Consider the following 14,919-nt stretch of genomic DNA (forward strand, 5'->3'; position numbering starts at 1 on the left):
TTTGTACCATGGCTTCTTTTTTGCACCCAGACCGATTGTTTTCAAGTGATGTGACACAACGACAAATTGCCCAGCGCATATATCAGCAAATTAGTGGATTACCCATAATTAGCCCTCATGGGCATACTGATCCAGCTTGGTTTGCAGAAAATGAAAATTTTTCAAATGCAGCCGAGTTGCTCATTGTCCCCGACCATTACGTGTTCAGAATGTTATATTCGCAGGGGATTTCTTTGTCCGATTTGGGTGTAGGCCTGGGTCCATTATCGATTGATCAGGCTCAACGTGTTTGGCAAACCTTTGCAGACAAGTATTATTTGTTCCGTGGAACACCCAGTAGTATGTGGCTAGATTATGTATTTTCAGATATTTTTGATCTTGAAACACCATTATCATCCGCTAACGCCAGTCATTATTTTGATCACATAAACGCTAAGCTAGCGACTGAAGCCTATAAACCACGCGCCTTATTTGACCGATTTAATATCGAGACATTGGCAACTACTGAGCAACCCCTTGACCAACTGAAGCATCATCAAAAGATTCAGGAAAGTAGCTGGCAAGGTAATGTCATTACCACATTTAGGCCAGACAACTTTACTGATCCTGAGCACCCAACGTTTGCTAATAGCATGGTTGAACTCGCAACCATGTGTAATTCAGAACTAACCACATTTAACGACTATTTAGATGCAATTAGACAACGTAGAGTACACTTTAAATTGCGTGGCGCGACAGCAACGGATCATAGTCATCCAACGGCTTTTACCGCTGATCTCGACGAGGCAACAAAAGAACATTTATTTCAGAAAATAAAAACGCTTTCTTTTACGCCTGCAGAAGCTGAATTATTCCGTGGCCAAATGATAACGGAAATGGCAACGATGAGTATTGATGACGGGCTAGTTATGCAATTGCACCACGGCTGTTTCCGTAATCATAACCGTCCATTGTATGAGCAGTTTGGGACAGACAAAGGCGCAGACATTCCTCTGCAAATCGAATTTGTTAAAGCACTGCAACCCTTATTAAGCAAACATGGAAACAACCCAAATCTGACCATTATTTTATTTACCTTAGACGAAACAACCTACAGTCGTGAAATTGCACCGTTGGCCGGGCATTATCCCGCCTTAAAAGCTGGACCAGCTTGGTGGTTCCATGACAGCCCAGAGGGAATGAAGCGTTTTAAAGAGCAAGTAATAGAGTCGGCTGGCTTCTACAATACGGTTGGGTTTAATGACGACACTCGTGCCTTTATGTCTATTCCAGCGCGCCACGACGTGGCCCGCAGAATAGACTGCGCGGCGTTAGCAAAACTAGTGGCCGAACACAGATTAAGAGAAGACGAAGCAATTGAAGTTGCCATCGACTTGACCTACAACTTAGTCAAAAAGGCATATAGGTTTTAATTATGAACCAACTTCTAAATCTTACAACGATGGCCTTATTACCTAAAGCCGTTGTTCGTCCCAAATATGACTTTGCATCTCGCACGGCGTCAATTGTGCATATTGGGATTGGCGCTTTTCATAAAGCCCATCAAGCAACCTTTACCGAAGATATGATGGCGCAAACTGATGGTAACTACCGGATAATTGCCGTAAGTCTTCGAAGTGCCGGTATGCGCGACAGCTTAAAAGCACAGGACTATTTATATACCGCTATTGAAAGATCCAATAAAACGGAACAAGCACGGGTTATTGGCGCACTTCAAGAGGTTTTAGTTGCACCAGAAGATCCACAATCTGTTGTTAACGTATTATCAAATGATTCGATAACGGTCGTTACTGCAACAATAACTGAAAAAGGCTATTGTCTTTTACCGGGCAATACTGGACTTGATTTAGCTCATACCGATATTCAACATGACCTAAACAATCCAAACACCCCAAAAACCATGGTAGGTTTTATTGTTAGGGCTTGCCAAGTTAGACAGCAAAAAAACGGTAAAGGTTTTACATTTATCAGTTGCGATAATTTGCCAGACAATAGCAAAATGGCCGGTAAAGCGATTTTAGAATTTGCCCAGAAAATAAATGCCGACCTTGCACGTTGGATCAAATCTAATGTCAGTTTTAGCAACAGTATGGTTGACCGGATCGTACCGGCCGTAACCCCAAACGATATTGAAAGTTATACTCTAAACAACGGAGTTATCGACAACGCACTAGTGACAAGCGAACCTTTTAGGCAGTGGGTAATAGAAGATAACTTTAATGGTGACCGGCCTCCTTGGGACCTTGCCGGTGCGTTATTTGTTAAGGATGTCAGCCAGTATGAACGACTAAAACTACGATATCTAAATGGCAGCCACTCAGCATTGGCTTACCTTGGTAAAATTACAGGCCACCAGTTTATTCATCAAGCAATTGCCAACCCGACATTAAGACGATTAGTTGAAGCATTGATGGCGGACATGAAACGAACTTTGTCATCGTCAATGGACTTTAACTTTGACGATTATGGCAATGTCATTATTGACCGCTTCTTGAATGATGAAATTCAATACCAAACTCAGCAAGTTGCAACTGATGGCTCGCAAAAGTTACCTCAACGGATAATGGCCCCAATGCAGGAATTATTAGCAGACGATTATTTGTCTAAGCCCATGTGCCTCGTTTTAGCGGGTTGGGTACGTTACCTATCGGGTATTTCAGAGCTGGGAGAGACTCACGCGGTGTCCGATCCAATGGTACAGCAACTGCAAGGTATATGTGGTGATAAAACATTAACACCGATACAAAAAATTTATCAACTAATGGAGATTGATGGGTTGTTTCCTGCGGCGATTAAAAACAACACTACCGCTATTGACCAGATAAGCGAATATGTTATTAAAATGAGCGACGATGGTGTAATTTCAACTATAGATACAGTATTTAGTTAGCGATGCCCTGAGCTCAGTTGTTTAGAAATAGTAATGTTCAAGCCATAAAAAAAGCGGGAGGTTAAAGACCTCCCGCTATTATTAGTCGCTAATTTTTAACATCATCATTATCATTTACAACGTCTTGTTCGCCGGTTGATTTTAGTGAGCTATTCGATTCGTTGTAATCATTTGCAACAGACACATCTCTTATGTTTTTCTGCACAGTTATAATGGCAAACAAAGCCAAAAAAAATGACATGCCATAGAAGCCTTTTTCACTTAACAATAAAGTTGCATTTACAAGCCCAATAACGAGTAAGGCGATTGCAGCGGCAAAAGCGATCCAACACATTCCTAAAAAGACTTTTGTTACAGAGATCCCATCTTGATTATCTCTAATTGTTTTCTGCAGAGTTACAGCTGAAAACATAGCAAGTAGGAATACAGCAAAAATAGTAGCCTTTTTCAATTAACTCTAACTCTGCATTCCACAAGCCAATCAAATAACCAATGACTCCAATAGCCAACGCGCCTAACGTCCTTAATATATAAGTAGAAGTTGGCCTACCTATGTATTGTTAAAATGCATATATAGTTTGTCCTTTTTAAGATTTAGGTTAGCTCTAATTGAGAACTCCAGTGTAATTTTGACCACTTTTGAATAATTCTACAAAGGGGCTTCTATTACGCTAATCAGTGCAAATTTAAATCGAATTACAAAAGTGAAGTCAGCAAATTCATATTTTAAACTAGATGTTTTCTCTATGTTTCCACACTATCAACAAACTAACACTACTTTTCCAATCAAATTATCGCTGACAGCTTTTCCGCTTACTAACAGGTTAACAATCTAACGTGAAATTACACTGCTGTTTGACTAATTTGGGTACTAATAAAACCAGTTAGTTAAAATACAACATATTAAATCCAGCGCAAAAAAAAGCCAGTGAATATCACCGGCTTTGACTTCAACAACATAATAAATAGTTCGCCCTATTTTTACGTCTAGGGCCAAGACGGCATGCCTATTTAGAAGAATTTATATTTCATCGTTAATGAATAAACTCGACCCGCAAATTTTGTTGCGCGTGGTTGCCATTCATTGTTTTGATATTCTTCATACAAGGTATCAGTTAAGTTATACGCTTTGAAACTCACACTTAAATCGTCAGTAAAGTTATAATAAGCAGAAGCATCTAAGCGGCCCGCGGCTTTCACACTGCGGTCACTAGAACCATTGGCTGTGCCAGTCGTTCTTAAGTCATATGCAGTACGGTAGTTATATGCAAAACGTAGCCCGTAGTTGTCTTGCTCATAATAAGCGATTGCATTGTATGACTCATCAGAGATACCAGGAACACGTGCTTCGTCGCTTTCATCTTGAGACGTACTTGAATAGTTAAGTACCCCACCTAATCCATTAAAAGGGTAAGGTAGAAAATCTAAGTTCTGTTGGATAGCTAACTCATAACCACTTACAGAAATTGTATCTTCAATGTTAATCAAGCCGTTCATTCGAACTTCGTCACCAGCTTCGAGCAATGTTGGGTCAGACAAACTGTCGTTACCATCGGTGATACATGTACCGTCGGCTTGTTGTGATAACGCACCTAGATTTACGCCAGTACCTTCCAACGAAGCGCTGTCACAAAGTCCTTCGCTATCAAATAGATTAGAGATTTCTTTGTTGAAAAAAGCTAACGTAATTGCACTGCCCTCACGGTTATACCACTCAAGTGACAAATCGTATGAATCAGCTTCAAATGGCTTGATGCCAACACCTGGTAGTCCAACTGTCGCTAGTCCAGGAATATATGTAAATTTCGCTGAAGGGTTAGCTGAACGTAGATCAGGTCGAACTAGACTCTTGTTATAAGCCATACGAAGCATAAACTCTTCATCTTCGTCGAGGTTAACCGCAAAGTTTGCACTTGGTAAAAAGTGGCTATAATCGTCTGGGTAAACACCTTCGTCTAGGTTATTAATATCACCTTGACCTGCTAATGGCGCTCTTGATTCAGTAGAAGAATCAACAAAACGTCCACCTACATTACCAGTAATAAATCTATCACCTAAGTCCACTTCAATATTAGCCATACCGTAAAGGGCATGTGTCTCTAGTGAAGATGAATAAATTAGACCATCAGCTTGGCGACCACCACGTTGGATATAACCCATTGGCGTGTAAACTGGTAATTCACCGTCACTAGATGCACCAACATCATTAATATCGATGGTGTTTTTAAGACCTTCATTCATAGAAGCAAAGTCAAACGAACGCCAGCCCTCTCCGGCGCTTACAAAGCCTGGCGCTAGCCCACCAAAAAATGACTCTTCTGAAGTATATGACGGGTCGGTAATAGAAGCCGATGTTAGGATGCCTGTTGGGTCGACGCCGACAGATGACCCTTTAGCATAAGTTGAATCTTGAGAAGACTCAGCGTAGCGATAACCAAACTTCACACTTGTTACAAACGAATCGTCAAACGTATATTCTGTATTAAATTCCAACGAGTTTGCTTCATGTTCGATTTGCTCGTAGTTACCAGTTATGATCATGTACAAACCATTATCAGCTCCCACTAACGCCGTATTTGCCACTTTGTCTTTAACATTCCAATTAGCATTGTCAAAGTCCATCGCGCTATTGGCATTTTCCATATCAAAGTAAAAATCACCGATATCGCCTTCACCTGTATAAACACGACCGTTGACGCCTGAATCATTAATTCTTGAAGACAATAATACTTCTGCACGTTGGTTAACGGCGTCTGATAGTGTTAATTTAGCATCAACTTTCCATGCGTCACGCTGCCATTCAACATCAAACAAATACGCGTTTGATTCTTGTTTTTGAGCATCTTGACGATTATCAAAATAATAACGCGCGTTATTAAAATCGACTCCAGATAATACGTAAATTGGTTCACCATCTTTACCGACTGCTCCGGTATTTCTAGGTGGAAAATCAGACAACGGCGTTATACCTACCGTTTTTTGATCTAAACGCATTTCAAGCTGTTCCAAACGGCTACCGTCCAGTTCTTTGCTTGTCATTATGGTATTAAATCCAAATTTAAGTTCGTCAGTTGGTTGAAATTCAATACCACCTGAAAACGACAAACGGTCACCCGTGTTGGTTTCACTTTGCTGGCGATATTCACCAGGCATTTGGATGATCGCATCCGCCGGTAAGTTATTAGCAGCTTTCCAATCATTTAGCGAACCGACATTGCCAGTTCCTTGATCATAATTTTGGCTTGAAATCGTGTCATAGGCATTAATACGAATAACGTCTCGGCGGAATGTTTGTTTGGAATACGCTAAAGTAGCATTAACAGCTAATACATCTTCGATTAAATGGGTAGAACCAGAGATAACAGCTTCAGGTTCAATTGAATCCGCCAATTCTTCGTTTCTGAATCCTATTTGCGCTTTTAGATACGCCTTACGACTTAATGCACCACGCAACTGCTGGTCGACAACCCCTGCAATACCACCCTCAGGCATTTCAGCAGATAACGATTTAACTACCGTGATGCCTGAAAAAACAGATGGGTCAAAAGCACCAAATGGGTTGGCTGCACCATATGCCGATGTTGAAGTATTACGTGTTGGTGTTGCAATTGATTGGCCGTTTGCTGTTGTTAAAACAAATCCAGACGGTAAGCCACGTAAGTTAATACTTGATTCTCTTCGGTCGCCTTCTCGATTTAACTGAACACCGGCTACCGCTTGTAATGCCTCACCCATATCAAGTGCTGGCAATGAACCGATATCATCGGCAGAAATACCATCAACAATTTGTGACGATGTTTTTTTCTCATTTAGCGCTGACTCTAAATTGCCACGAAATGAACCTTTAACTGTTATGACTTCGATATCGTCATCTTTCGCTGTTTCTTTGTTGTTTTCTGCCGCCATAACTTGCGTGCCAAATCCACTTAGGATTAGACCAACCGCAACTGTTACCGCTTTCTTTGAAAACCTTGAACTTGAGTTTGTTCCTTTAGTCCACATTGAAAATCTCCCCGTTGATTTATTCTAATTATTCAATTTCAAATTGTTGTGTCGTGTTATCCACGAGATGAATATTTAAACATATTAACCTTACTGTCAAGTGGCCTTACCAATTATTTTCTATTTAATTTCACTTAGCTTCAAATGATCCATGTCAGAAAACTCCTGGTTTTCTCCACCCATTGCCCAAATAAAGGTATATGCAGCGGTTCCTACGCCACTGTGAATTGACCAGCTAGGAGATACCACCGCTGTCTCCGGTGCCATTACCATTGACTTTATTTCGGTAGGTTCACCCATCAAATGAAATACCACCTCTTCTTTTGGAACATCAAAATACATGTATATTTCAGACCGGCGAGCATGCGTATGCGGCGGATTAGTATTCCAAACACTGCCTTCAGCAAGCTCAGTAAAGCCCATTACTAACTGACAACTGTCTGCGACTCCGGGACAAATCGATTGATAAATGGTTCGTTCGTTACAAGTTGCAGATGCACCTAATTCAAGCTTGTTTGCTTCATCTTTAGTGACTAATTTGGTTGGTAAGCTTTGGTGCGCTGGATAACTAATTAAGTAAAACTTGGCGGGATTTGAATCCTCATTACTTTCAAAACTAATTTCAACACTGCCACGGCCAATATAAAGACTGTCTCGGTTGTTTAAGGTATAACGAGTTCCGTCAATAGTAACGGAACCTATAGCACCAATATTAATGATGCCGACTTCTCGTCGCTGACAAAAATAATCAGCGGCTAACTCTTTATATACTGGTAAATTAATTGCTTTATTTACCGGCACAACTCCGCCAACTACACCTCGGTCGATATCTGTATAAGTGATATTCAACTCACCTGTTTTGAACAAGCCGTTAACAGTGAATGAATCTTTAAGCTGTTCATTTGTCATAGTTTTATAGCGAACAATGTCCGCTGTGTGTAAATTTTTCATAGTAAAATACTCTTCGTTTTTTAGATCAAATTTGGGTTTAATTATTGGTTTGTTAAGGTTATTGAAATGGGGGAATTTAGCATTTGAACTTCTTGTTCAAGTCGCTCAATAAAGCGCTCTTGGGTCGCACTACCATTTATGCCACCTTGCCAATCCGCCATAAAGTAGTAAGAAACCATATTGTTTTGGCTATTCAATACGACAGCTTGGTTGTCTTGGCTAATCTGTATCCCAGCGGAATTCTCTAAGCGGTCCGTTAACTTGTAGAAAACGGCTAGCCCCAAATTATCACCAGCTAAACTCTGCTTTCCATAACTGGCAATATAAGCCCAACCTTTTGAATTTATCGTTGCAGGTTGCAGTAAATCCAAGTTGTGATTTACGAACCCCGTTACCCATTTTGGTAATTCTAGAGCCGACTTTGCGACAACTTTTACTTTAGCGTCACCGTGATTCATCGAATAGCTTACAGTCGCATCTGTTGTACCTGCAGGTGTGGACCAGTTGGAAAATTGAAGCGTAAATTGCGCGGTATTGACGCCGTTTGATAACTGGACTTTAAGGTCATCAAATGCGGACATTTTTGTAAGCTGTCCTTTATGCCAATTACCAGGAGTCCCGATACCAAAAGACGCGCCAACTTTAAGGACATCCATCCCCCATTCGGATAATTCATGATAATTGGACCCATCAACGCCGACAATTGGTAAAACCAATTTTGTCGTGGTTTTTCCAAATACATCCATCGAGCCACGGTAATCAAAGTAATAGCGGTAAGCTATCTGATTTGATTCAATACCGATACCTTCGTATTTAAATAAGCGATCTCCGACAAAATGTTGTTCTGGTAATGTGTAATTTGTTACTGAAAAATATTGACCATCTTGCAACTTATTGTCCTTACCCGGAGTTCCGCCGACTCTAACTGCGAGTTCAGTTTGAGTACGAATGTTAGTGTTGTTATTCGCACCAACATTCGGATTGTGATACAAAGTAACGGTACGGCTTTGGTTCGCTTCAAAATCAACTAACAGTAGGATTTCATTGGCTATTTGATCACCATTACAATCTGTAATCTGAGTCGGGATTTGACTATTATTTACAAATGCAAAAATAGACTCGATAGCAAAAGGTAGACGACTCTGTGGTAGGCATATTTCTGCATTATCACGTGTAATTGGTAAATTATTTTTCGTAATATATTCAATTTTTTGCCATTTTGACGGCCCGGATGCTATCGCTAAGCCACTGATAAAAATAGAAATTACTAACATTGTTTTATAGGTATATGACGTCATTTTGTTCCTCTACCTTAGGTGTAGACATTCAATAAAAGCCAATATACACTATCAAAATTGGCATTACCACATTACCAATAATTTATAATTTCTTTTATGAAAAGACGTATTGAAGGGAAGAAGATGAAAATAAGTAACCTAATTGGCCTGACAGCCAGCATGATAGCAAGCCTATTAACGATAGCTTCCTGTGCAGACGAACCAGCACACATAAGTGATCCAACCCACACTAAGGTGCCTGCTCCAGTTAAATATGCAGCACCAACCACAATTGAACAGCAATTTAGTAAACAATTTTCATTGGATAATATTCAAACAATTGCCAATCAAGTTGCTGACTATCAATTGTCTTTGTTTGATATCCGTTCAAATCAGATGCGTCCTGAGGGTCGTGCGAGTGGAATTCCCAATGGTTGGATGTACGCAACTTTGCATATTGGTCTTGAAGCATATGCTGCCGCATCTGGACAACAAGAATATGAACAAGCGGTAATAAACCTGTCTCAACTTAATCAATGGAAGCCAGGACCAAGGCTCTACCATGCAGATGACCATGCCGTTTCGGATGTGTATCTAGAGTTATATGAAAAATATGGCTTTAAATATCAAATCACACCGACAAAAAAAGTATTGGATGGAGTGCTAGCTGCTCAAAAGACAAATTCCCTCGTTTTTGATAACAATGACAAATACACAGAGTATTTAGATGGTCGAAAATTTGTAGACCCAAGTTGCACTTATCGGTGGTGTTGGGCTGATGCAATCTTTATGGCACCACCTGTATGGGCACATATGGCAAAAATAAGTGGTAACAACAAATATCTCACATTTATGGACTCTGAATTTTGGGCAACAACTGAATACTTATTTGATGAAAAAGAATCACTATTTCTGAGAGATAGTCGCTACTTTGAAAGACGTGATGATGAAGGTCGAAAAATATACTGGAGTCGGGGCAACGGTTGGGTATTAGCAGGTATAGCAAGAACGCTTCGCCACTTACCAGATGATTTTAAAAACAAATCTAAATATGAATTTCTATTTACTCGTATGAGCAAACGACTTGTCGCGCTGCAAAATGAATCGGGAAACTGGCCAAGCTCGCTACTTGATGCATCAGATTCAGTTGCTCGAGAAACAAGTGGTACCGCACTCATAGTTTACGCTATGGCATGGGGTGTAAATAATGGTTACTTGGATAAACAAACATATTTACCAGTAATCACTAAAGGCTGGGATGCAATCGTTTCTAATGTTCACCCATCAGGCCAAGTTGGCTGGGTTCAACAGGTTGCATTTGCCCCTGGTTCTGCCTCTAAAAATGACAGCCAATTATATGGTAGCGGCGCTGTATTATTAGCCGCAGCAGAGATCACAAATCTATTACAGTCAAGCAACTAGAGAATGAGCATGAACCCATATATAAATTCCTTGTTTTCCGTCGAGTCTAAAGTCGCCGTTATAACTGGGGCGAGTCGAGGGCTAGGACAGTCAATGGCCATTGCATTGGCTAAATCTGGTGCACGTGTTGTTGCTGTTGCAAGTTCAGAGCAAAGTATATTGCGCACCAAACAATTGTTGTCTGACATCGCAGGCGATCATTTGTGTCTTGGTTGCGACCAGTCAAAACCGAATGAAATTATCGATACCGTTGATGCAACAATGGAAAAATATGGTCGTATTGACATCTTGATCAACAACGCAGGGATAATAAGACGCGCCCCTGCAGTAACTCATTCTGATGAAGACTGGTTAGATGTAATTGAAACAAACCTAAATGGTGTGTTTCGATTTTGTCGTGCTGTGGGTAAACATATGTTGGCCCAAAAAAGTGGCAAAATTATTAATATTGCATCACTTTTGAGCTTTTCTGGAGGCATTACAGTTCCATCATATGCTGCAAGTAAAGGCGGTGTAGCGCAATTAACAAAAGCATTGGCCAATGAATGGGCTGATAACGGCATTCAAGTAAATGCCATTGCACCGGGTTATTTTGCTACAGATAATACTGAGCAGCTACGCCAAGATCCAGATCGTAATGCGAGTATTACCGCCCGTATTCCAAGTGGCGAATGGGGCGAACCAGCTGATCTCAATGGAGCTACACTCTTTTTATCAAGTAAAGCGTCAAACTATGTCAATGGCCACATTATGTTGGTTGATGGCGGTTGGATGGCGAGGTAATCAAAATGAAATTCGTAAAATTAAAATCGACCTTACTTAACAGTGTAAAAAAGGCAGTTAAAACTGCCGGCCTTTTAAGCTTGCTAATAACAAGCCAAGTTTTTGCCAACACTCTTGCTATTGCAAAGACTAATATTAATGCTGATTGGCAATATCTAGCGAACAATACAAATAGTGTAAATGATGCGTTAAAAAATTCCGACTGGCAGCCTATTTCGCTACCACACACTTGGAACGCAATCGACACAGTTGATGCGCAGCCGGGCTACCGACGCGATGCAAGTTGGTATCGTAAAACAATCCTGGTTTCTAACAGTCCTCGCCACTACTTATATTTTGAAGGAGCAAATACCCAAACCGAAGTTTATGTTAATGGCCAAAAGGCCGGGTCTAATATTGGTGGTTACATCGGCTTTACAATTGAAGTAACAGACTATATTGGCAGTGATAACAAAGCCGATGTCATGGTTCGTGTTACCAATGAATACAATCCTCATTTAATTCCATCACAAAAATCCGACTTTTTTATTTTTGGCGGTATAACTCGAGATGTCTGGTTACTGCAAAGCGGAGACCTGAATATTGATAACCTGATTGTTGATTTAAGGGATGTCAGTAAACAACAAGCAGATGCCGATATGAAGGTCTACTTTAACGGTTTAAACAAAGTTGTTAATGCAAAAATTGTGGCTGAGCTGCGCGGGCCTAACAATGAACTTGTTTACGAACAAACAAGTGACTTAACAATCAACAAAGGTAAGTCAGAGAAAAAAATAGCGCTTAATACCGTACCAAAACCACAACTGTGGTCTATTGAACAACCCAATCTATACACATTAATTGTGAACGTATTCGACGAAAACAACGCTGTTATTGCTTCATCCAGCGCCCGCTTTGGTTATAGGTGGTTTGAATTCAAACAAGGGGCGGGATTTTTTCTAAATGACCAGAGAGTATTATTAAGGGGCACTCATAGACACGAAGAACATGCAGGCATTGGCGCAGCATTGTCAAACGAACAACACTTAGCCGACATGAAACAAATGAAAGACATTGGAGTTAACTTCGTCCGTTTAGGGCATTACCCACAGGATCCTGTGGTCTATGACGCTGCAGACGAATTAGGGCTGATACTTTGGGACGAACTACCATGGTGCCGAGGAGGAAAAGGTGGTGAAGAATGGGAGCGTAATACTGAGTCATTGTTAGAACGCCAAATTTTACAAAACAGAAACCATCCGAGTATTGCATTTTGGTCGATTGGTAATGAGATGTATTGGGAAGAAGATTTCCCAGGTGGCGGCAGTGAAACTATCATAACTCCTTATGTTCAGAAGCTGAATGATAAAATCAAAACATTAGATAACACCCGTTTCACTACAATTAGAAAATATTACCCTGCTGCTAAAATCGTCGATATCTTTTCACCTTCGATTTGGGCTGGTTGGTACGGAGGTGCATATGGTCAATATGAAAAGGCACTTATCTCCTCTACCAAAAAACACCCAAACCTCATTCATATGGAATATGGTGGTTCAAGTCACGTTGGCCGTCACGAAGAAAACCCCATTGATGACAAAGGGTTAAAAGATGCTCAAGTCTCTATAACAGAAGCGATGAATCAAGCTGTCGTTAAAAGTGTCGCAAAGGATTCTAATTGGAACGAAAATTACATGGTGAATCTTTTTGATTGGCACCTAAGTGTATCAGAATCGTTGCCAGGTTTTATTGGCAATGCCCAATGGGCATTTAAAGATTTTGGCACTCCACTTCGACCAGAAAATCCAATTCCATATGTGAATCAGAAGGGTCTTGTCGACCGCTCAGGAATACCAAAAGACGCGTATTATGTGTTCGCTAGTTATTGGGCTAAAGAACCATTTTGTTACATTGAATCAAAAACGTGGACTGTACGTTACGGACCAAAAGATGGGCGTAAAGTTAAAGTGTATTGCAACACCGACAATGCTGAATTAATGCTTAACGGAACTTCTTTGGGGAAAAAGACCCGCGTATTTGGTCAATTTCCGGCACACGGTTTAGTCTGGAAAGTTCCTTTTGAAGAAGGGGAAAATAGATTAAGTGTTGTAGGTCGAACAACCACACAGGAAGTAACAGACTCACTTAACGTGTCTTATTTTATTGGCGATGTCGGTAAACCAGATAAAATAGAACTGAGCTATATCAAACTTAATGACACAACGTATAAAGTAACAGCAACAATTGTTGACGAAAATGGCCGTCAAGTAACGAGTTACGAAGACCGTGGATATTTCTCTACACTAGATGGCAACGCAAAGTTAATCGAACACCAAGGCACACCAAACGGCTCAAGTAGTATTGAGTTAGCAGATGGAAAAGCCAGCATTATTTTAGAGAAACACGGTTCAAACACCGCTGTGATCGAATTTAAAACACAAAACTTTAAAGGGCAATACATTCAAATACGATAACTCATTTATAGTTCAACGCTACTAACATGGTTTTTAGTAGCGTTTTATCTTCAGTTTAAAGCCCACTTGGTATCCAAAATAAAAGTTTCACTTCAAAATTATGAAATTGCCATATTGCCACTATACTTAGGTTTAATCACAATCTAGTTATGGGGGGGCTATGGCAAAATGCACATTTGTATTCATTTTAAGTTTGCTTATTTTCTCAAACTTTCTTGCCGCTGCTGAGCCTATAGATATAATAAAACTAAATAGTGGCCATAATGCCTCTGATCAACGCCATCTGTATAACTGGGAGGTTATTGACGCTGCTTTAGAAGCAAGTAAGATTAAATACGGCCGGTCCAAAGTAAAAATCACTGGAAGTGCCATTCCAAACCACCAGCGGCTAAAGTCATTAGTCCAAGGTCGATTTCTAAACGTAGCGATGTCGTTAACCAATCAAGAATGGGAAGACTCTGTTATTCCCATCCGTATTCCAATCCGTAGGGGTATTTTCAGTTATCGTTTATTGATGATTAACAAAGATAAAAAAGAAACCTTTAAACGTATTTCAACAGTTAATCGTCTAAAAGAAATGCGAGTGGGCGTTCGTAAAAGTTGGACGACTCGAATTATATTGAAGCATTTAAATTTTAATACAGTAGATGCATTCTCCTATGACGCCGTATTTGCGATGTTAGATAAAGGACGATTTGACTATATCCCGCGGGGAATAAATGAAATTTACTATGAACTCAAAGTTCGCGAAAAAGACTTACCCAATATTATGATTGAGCCTGATATTGCATTATATATCCCATCGCCTTACTACATTTTTGTCTCCCCCAAAACACCTAGGATTGCAGAACGTTTGGAGTACGGGTTAGATAAGATGGTTAAAAACGGAAAGCTCAATGAGATATTCACTAAACATTATGGTAAATATATTGAACGAGCCCAAATCCACAAAAAACGAATAATTCAAATCGGTAATCCTCTTTTACCCATTGAAACCCCTTTGCATGATAGTGATTTATGGTTCGATTTTAATGTCGATACAAACACGGTTTCAAACTCTGGTTCTAAGCCAGAAAACAAAAGTTAAGTTAGTACGCCTATTTGCAAAATCCCCATTTTATTGACGACCACATGGATGTGG

10 protein-coding genes are annotated in these 14,919 nt (G+C 40.2%); 6 read left to right on the top strand and 4 right to left on the bottom strand.

Going from position 1 to position 14,919, the window contains the following annotated elements; all coding sequences use genetic code 11:
- Window positions 1-8 precede the first annotated feature (8 nt).
- Both uxaC and KO525_RS11300 read left to right on the top strand, forming a co-directional pair.
- Window positions 9-1,412 (top strand): glucuronate isomerase, encoded by a 1,404-nt coding sequence (gene uxaC / locus KO525_RS11295; RefSeq protein WP_215963925.1) that lies wholly within the window; start codon window positions 9-11, stop codon window positions 1,410-1,412.
- Between the two features lie 2 nt (window positions 1,413-1,414).
- Window positions 1,415-2,890: a mannitol dehydrogenase family protein gene (locus tag KO525_RS11300; protein ID WP_215963926.1), complete on the top strand. Its 1,476-nt coding sequence runs from the start codon at window positions 1,415-1,417 to the stop codon at window positions 2,888-2,890.
- Between the two features lie 88 nt (window positions 2,891-2,978).
- On the opposite strand, the gene KO525_RS11305 is transcribed toward KO525_RS11300, so the two are convergent.
- The 4 genes from KO525_RS11305 to KO525_RS11320 all read right to left on the bottom strand — a co-directional run bounded on the left by KO525_RS11305 (window position 2,979) and on the right by KO525_RS11320 (window position 9,141).
- On the bottom strand, window positions 2,979-3,341 hold the full coding sequence (locus KO525_RS11305; protein ID WP_252736583.1) for a YiaA/YiaB family inner membrane protein: 363 nt from the start codon (window positions 3,339-3,341) through the stop codon (window positions 2,979-2,981).
- A 560-nt stretch (window positions 3,342-3,901) separates the two neighbouring features.
- Window positions 3,902-6,892 carry a TonB-dependent receptor gene (locus KO525_RS11310; RefSeq protein ID WP_252736584.1) on the bottom strand — a complete coding sequence of 997 codons (2,991 nt, stop codon included), beginning with the start codon at window positions 6,890-6,892 and terminating at the stop codon, window positions 3,902-3,904.
- A gap of 120 nt (window positions 6,893-7,012) precedes the next feature.
- Window positions 7,013-7,843, bottom strand: coding sequence for a 5-dehydro-4-deoxy-D-glucuronate isomerase (gene kduI, locus KO525_RS11315; protein WP_215963927.1), 831 nt, complete (start codon window positions 7,841-7,843; stop codon window positions 7,013-7,015).
- A 41-nt stretch (window positions 7,844-7,884) separates the two neighbouring features.
- On the bottom strand, window positions 7,885-9,141 hold the full coding sequence (locus KO525_RS11320; RefSeq protein ID WP_215963928.1) for a DUF4861 family protein: 1,257 nt from the start codon (window positions 9,139-9,141) through the stop codon (window positions 7,885-7,887).
- Between the two features lie 123 nt (window positions 9,142-9,264).
- Between KO525_RS11320 and KO525_RS11325 the strand changes: the two genes are divergently transcribed.
- From KO525_RS11325 to KO525_RS11340, 4 genes are all read left to right on the top strand, one after another.
- On the top strand, window positions 9,265-10,542 hold the full coding sequence (locus KO525_RS11325) for a glycoside hydrolase family 105 protein (protein ID WP_215963929.1): 1,278 nt from the start codon (window positions 9,265-9,267) through the stop codon (window positions 10,540-10,542).
- A 9-nt stretch (window positions 10,543-10,551) separates the two neighbouring features.
- Entirely contained in the window at window positions 10,552-11,325 is a 774-nt protein-coding gene (locus KO525_RS11330) for an SDR family NAD(P)-dependent oxidoreductase (protein WP_252736585.1), read from the top strand.
- A 5-nt stretch (window positions 11,326-11,330) separates the two neighbouring features.
- Entirely contained in the window at window positions 11,331-13,778 is a 2,448-nt protein-coding gene (locus tag KO525_RS11335) for a glycoside hydrolase family 2 TIM barrel-domain containing protein (protein ID WP_215963930.1), read from the top strand.
- A 160-nt stretch (window positions 13,779-13,938) separates the two neighbouring features.
- Entirely contained in the window at window positions 13,939-14,865 is a 927-nt protein-coding gene (locus tag KO525_RS11340) for an ABC transporter substrate-binding protein (RefSeq protein WP_215963931.1), read from the top strand.
- The last annotated feature ends 54 nt before the right edge of the window (window positions 14,866-14,919 follow it).

Origin of the sequence: Psychrosphaera sp. B3R10 (genome assembly GCF_018861025.1) — a bacterium.
GTDB classification, from domain to species: domain Bacteria; phylum Pseudomonadota; class Gammaproteobacteria; order Enterobacterales; family Alteromonadaceae; genus Psychrosphaera; species Psychrosphaera algicola.

Bases quoted from the DNA above. Each gene is read 5' to 3' on its own strand.
- KO525_RS11310 (WP_252736584.1), bottom strand. From the start codon at position 6,892: ATGTGGACTAAAGGAACAAACTCAAGTTCAAGGTTTTCAAAGAAAGCG.
- KO525_RS11330 (WP_252736585.1), top strand. From the start codon at position 10,552: ATGAACCCATATATAAATTCCTTGTTTTCCGTCGAGTCTAAAGTCGCC.
- KO525_RS11325 (WP_215963929.1), top strand. From the start codon at position 9,265: ATGAAAATAAGTAACCTAATTGGCCTGACAGCCAGCATGATAGCAAGC.
- kduI (WP_215963927.1), bottom strand. From the start codon at position 7,843: ATGAAAAATTTACACACAGCGGACATTGTTCGCTATAAAACTATGACA.
- KO525_RS11335 (WP_215963930.1), top strand. From the start codon at position 11,331: ATGAAATTCGTAAAATTAAAATCGACCTTACTTAACAGTGTAAAAAAG.
- KO525_RS11320 (WP_215963928.1), bottom strand. From the start codon at position 9,141: ATGACGTCATATACCTATAAAACAATGTTAGTAATTTCTATTTTTATC.
- KO525_RS11300 (WP_215963926.1), top strand. From the start codon at position 1,415: ATGAACCAACTTCTAAATCTTACAACGATGGCCTTATTACCTAAAGCC.
- KO525_RS11340 (WP_215963931.1), top strand. From the start codon at position 13,939: ATGGCAAAATGCACATTTGTATTCATTTTAAGTTTGCTTATTTTCTCA.
- uxaC (WP_215963925.1), top strand. From the start codon at position 9: ATGGCTTCTTTTTTGCACCCAGACCGATTGTTTTCAAGTGATGTGACA.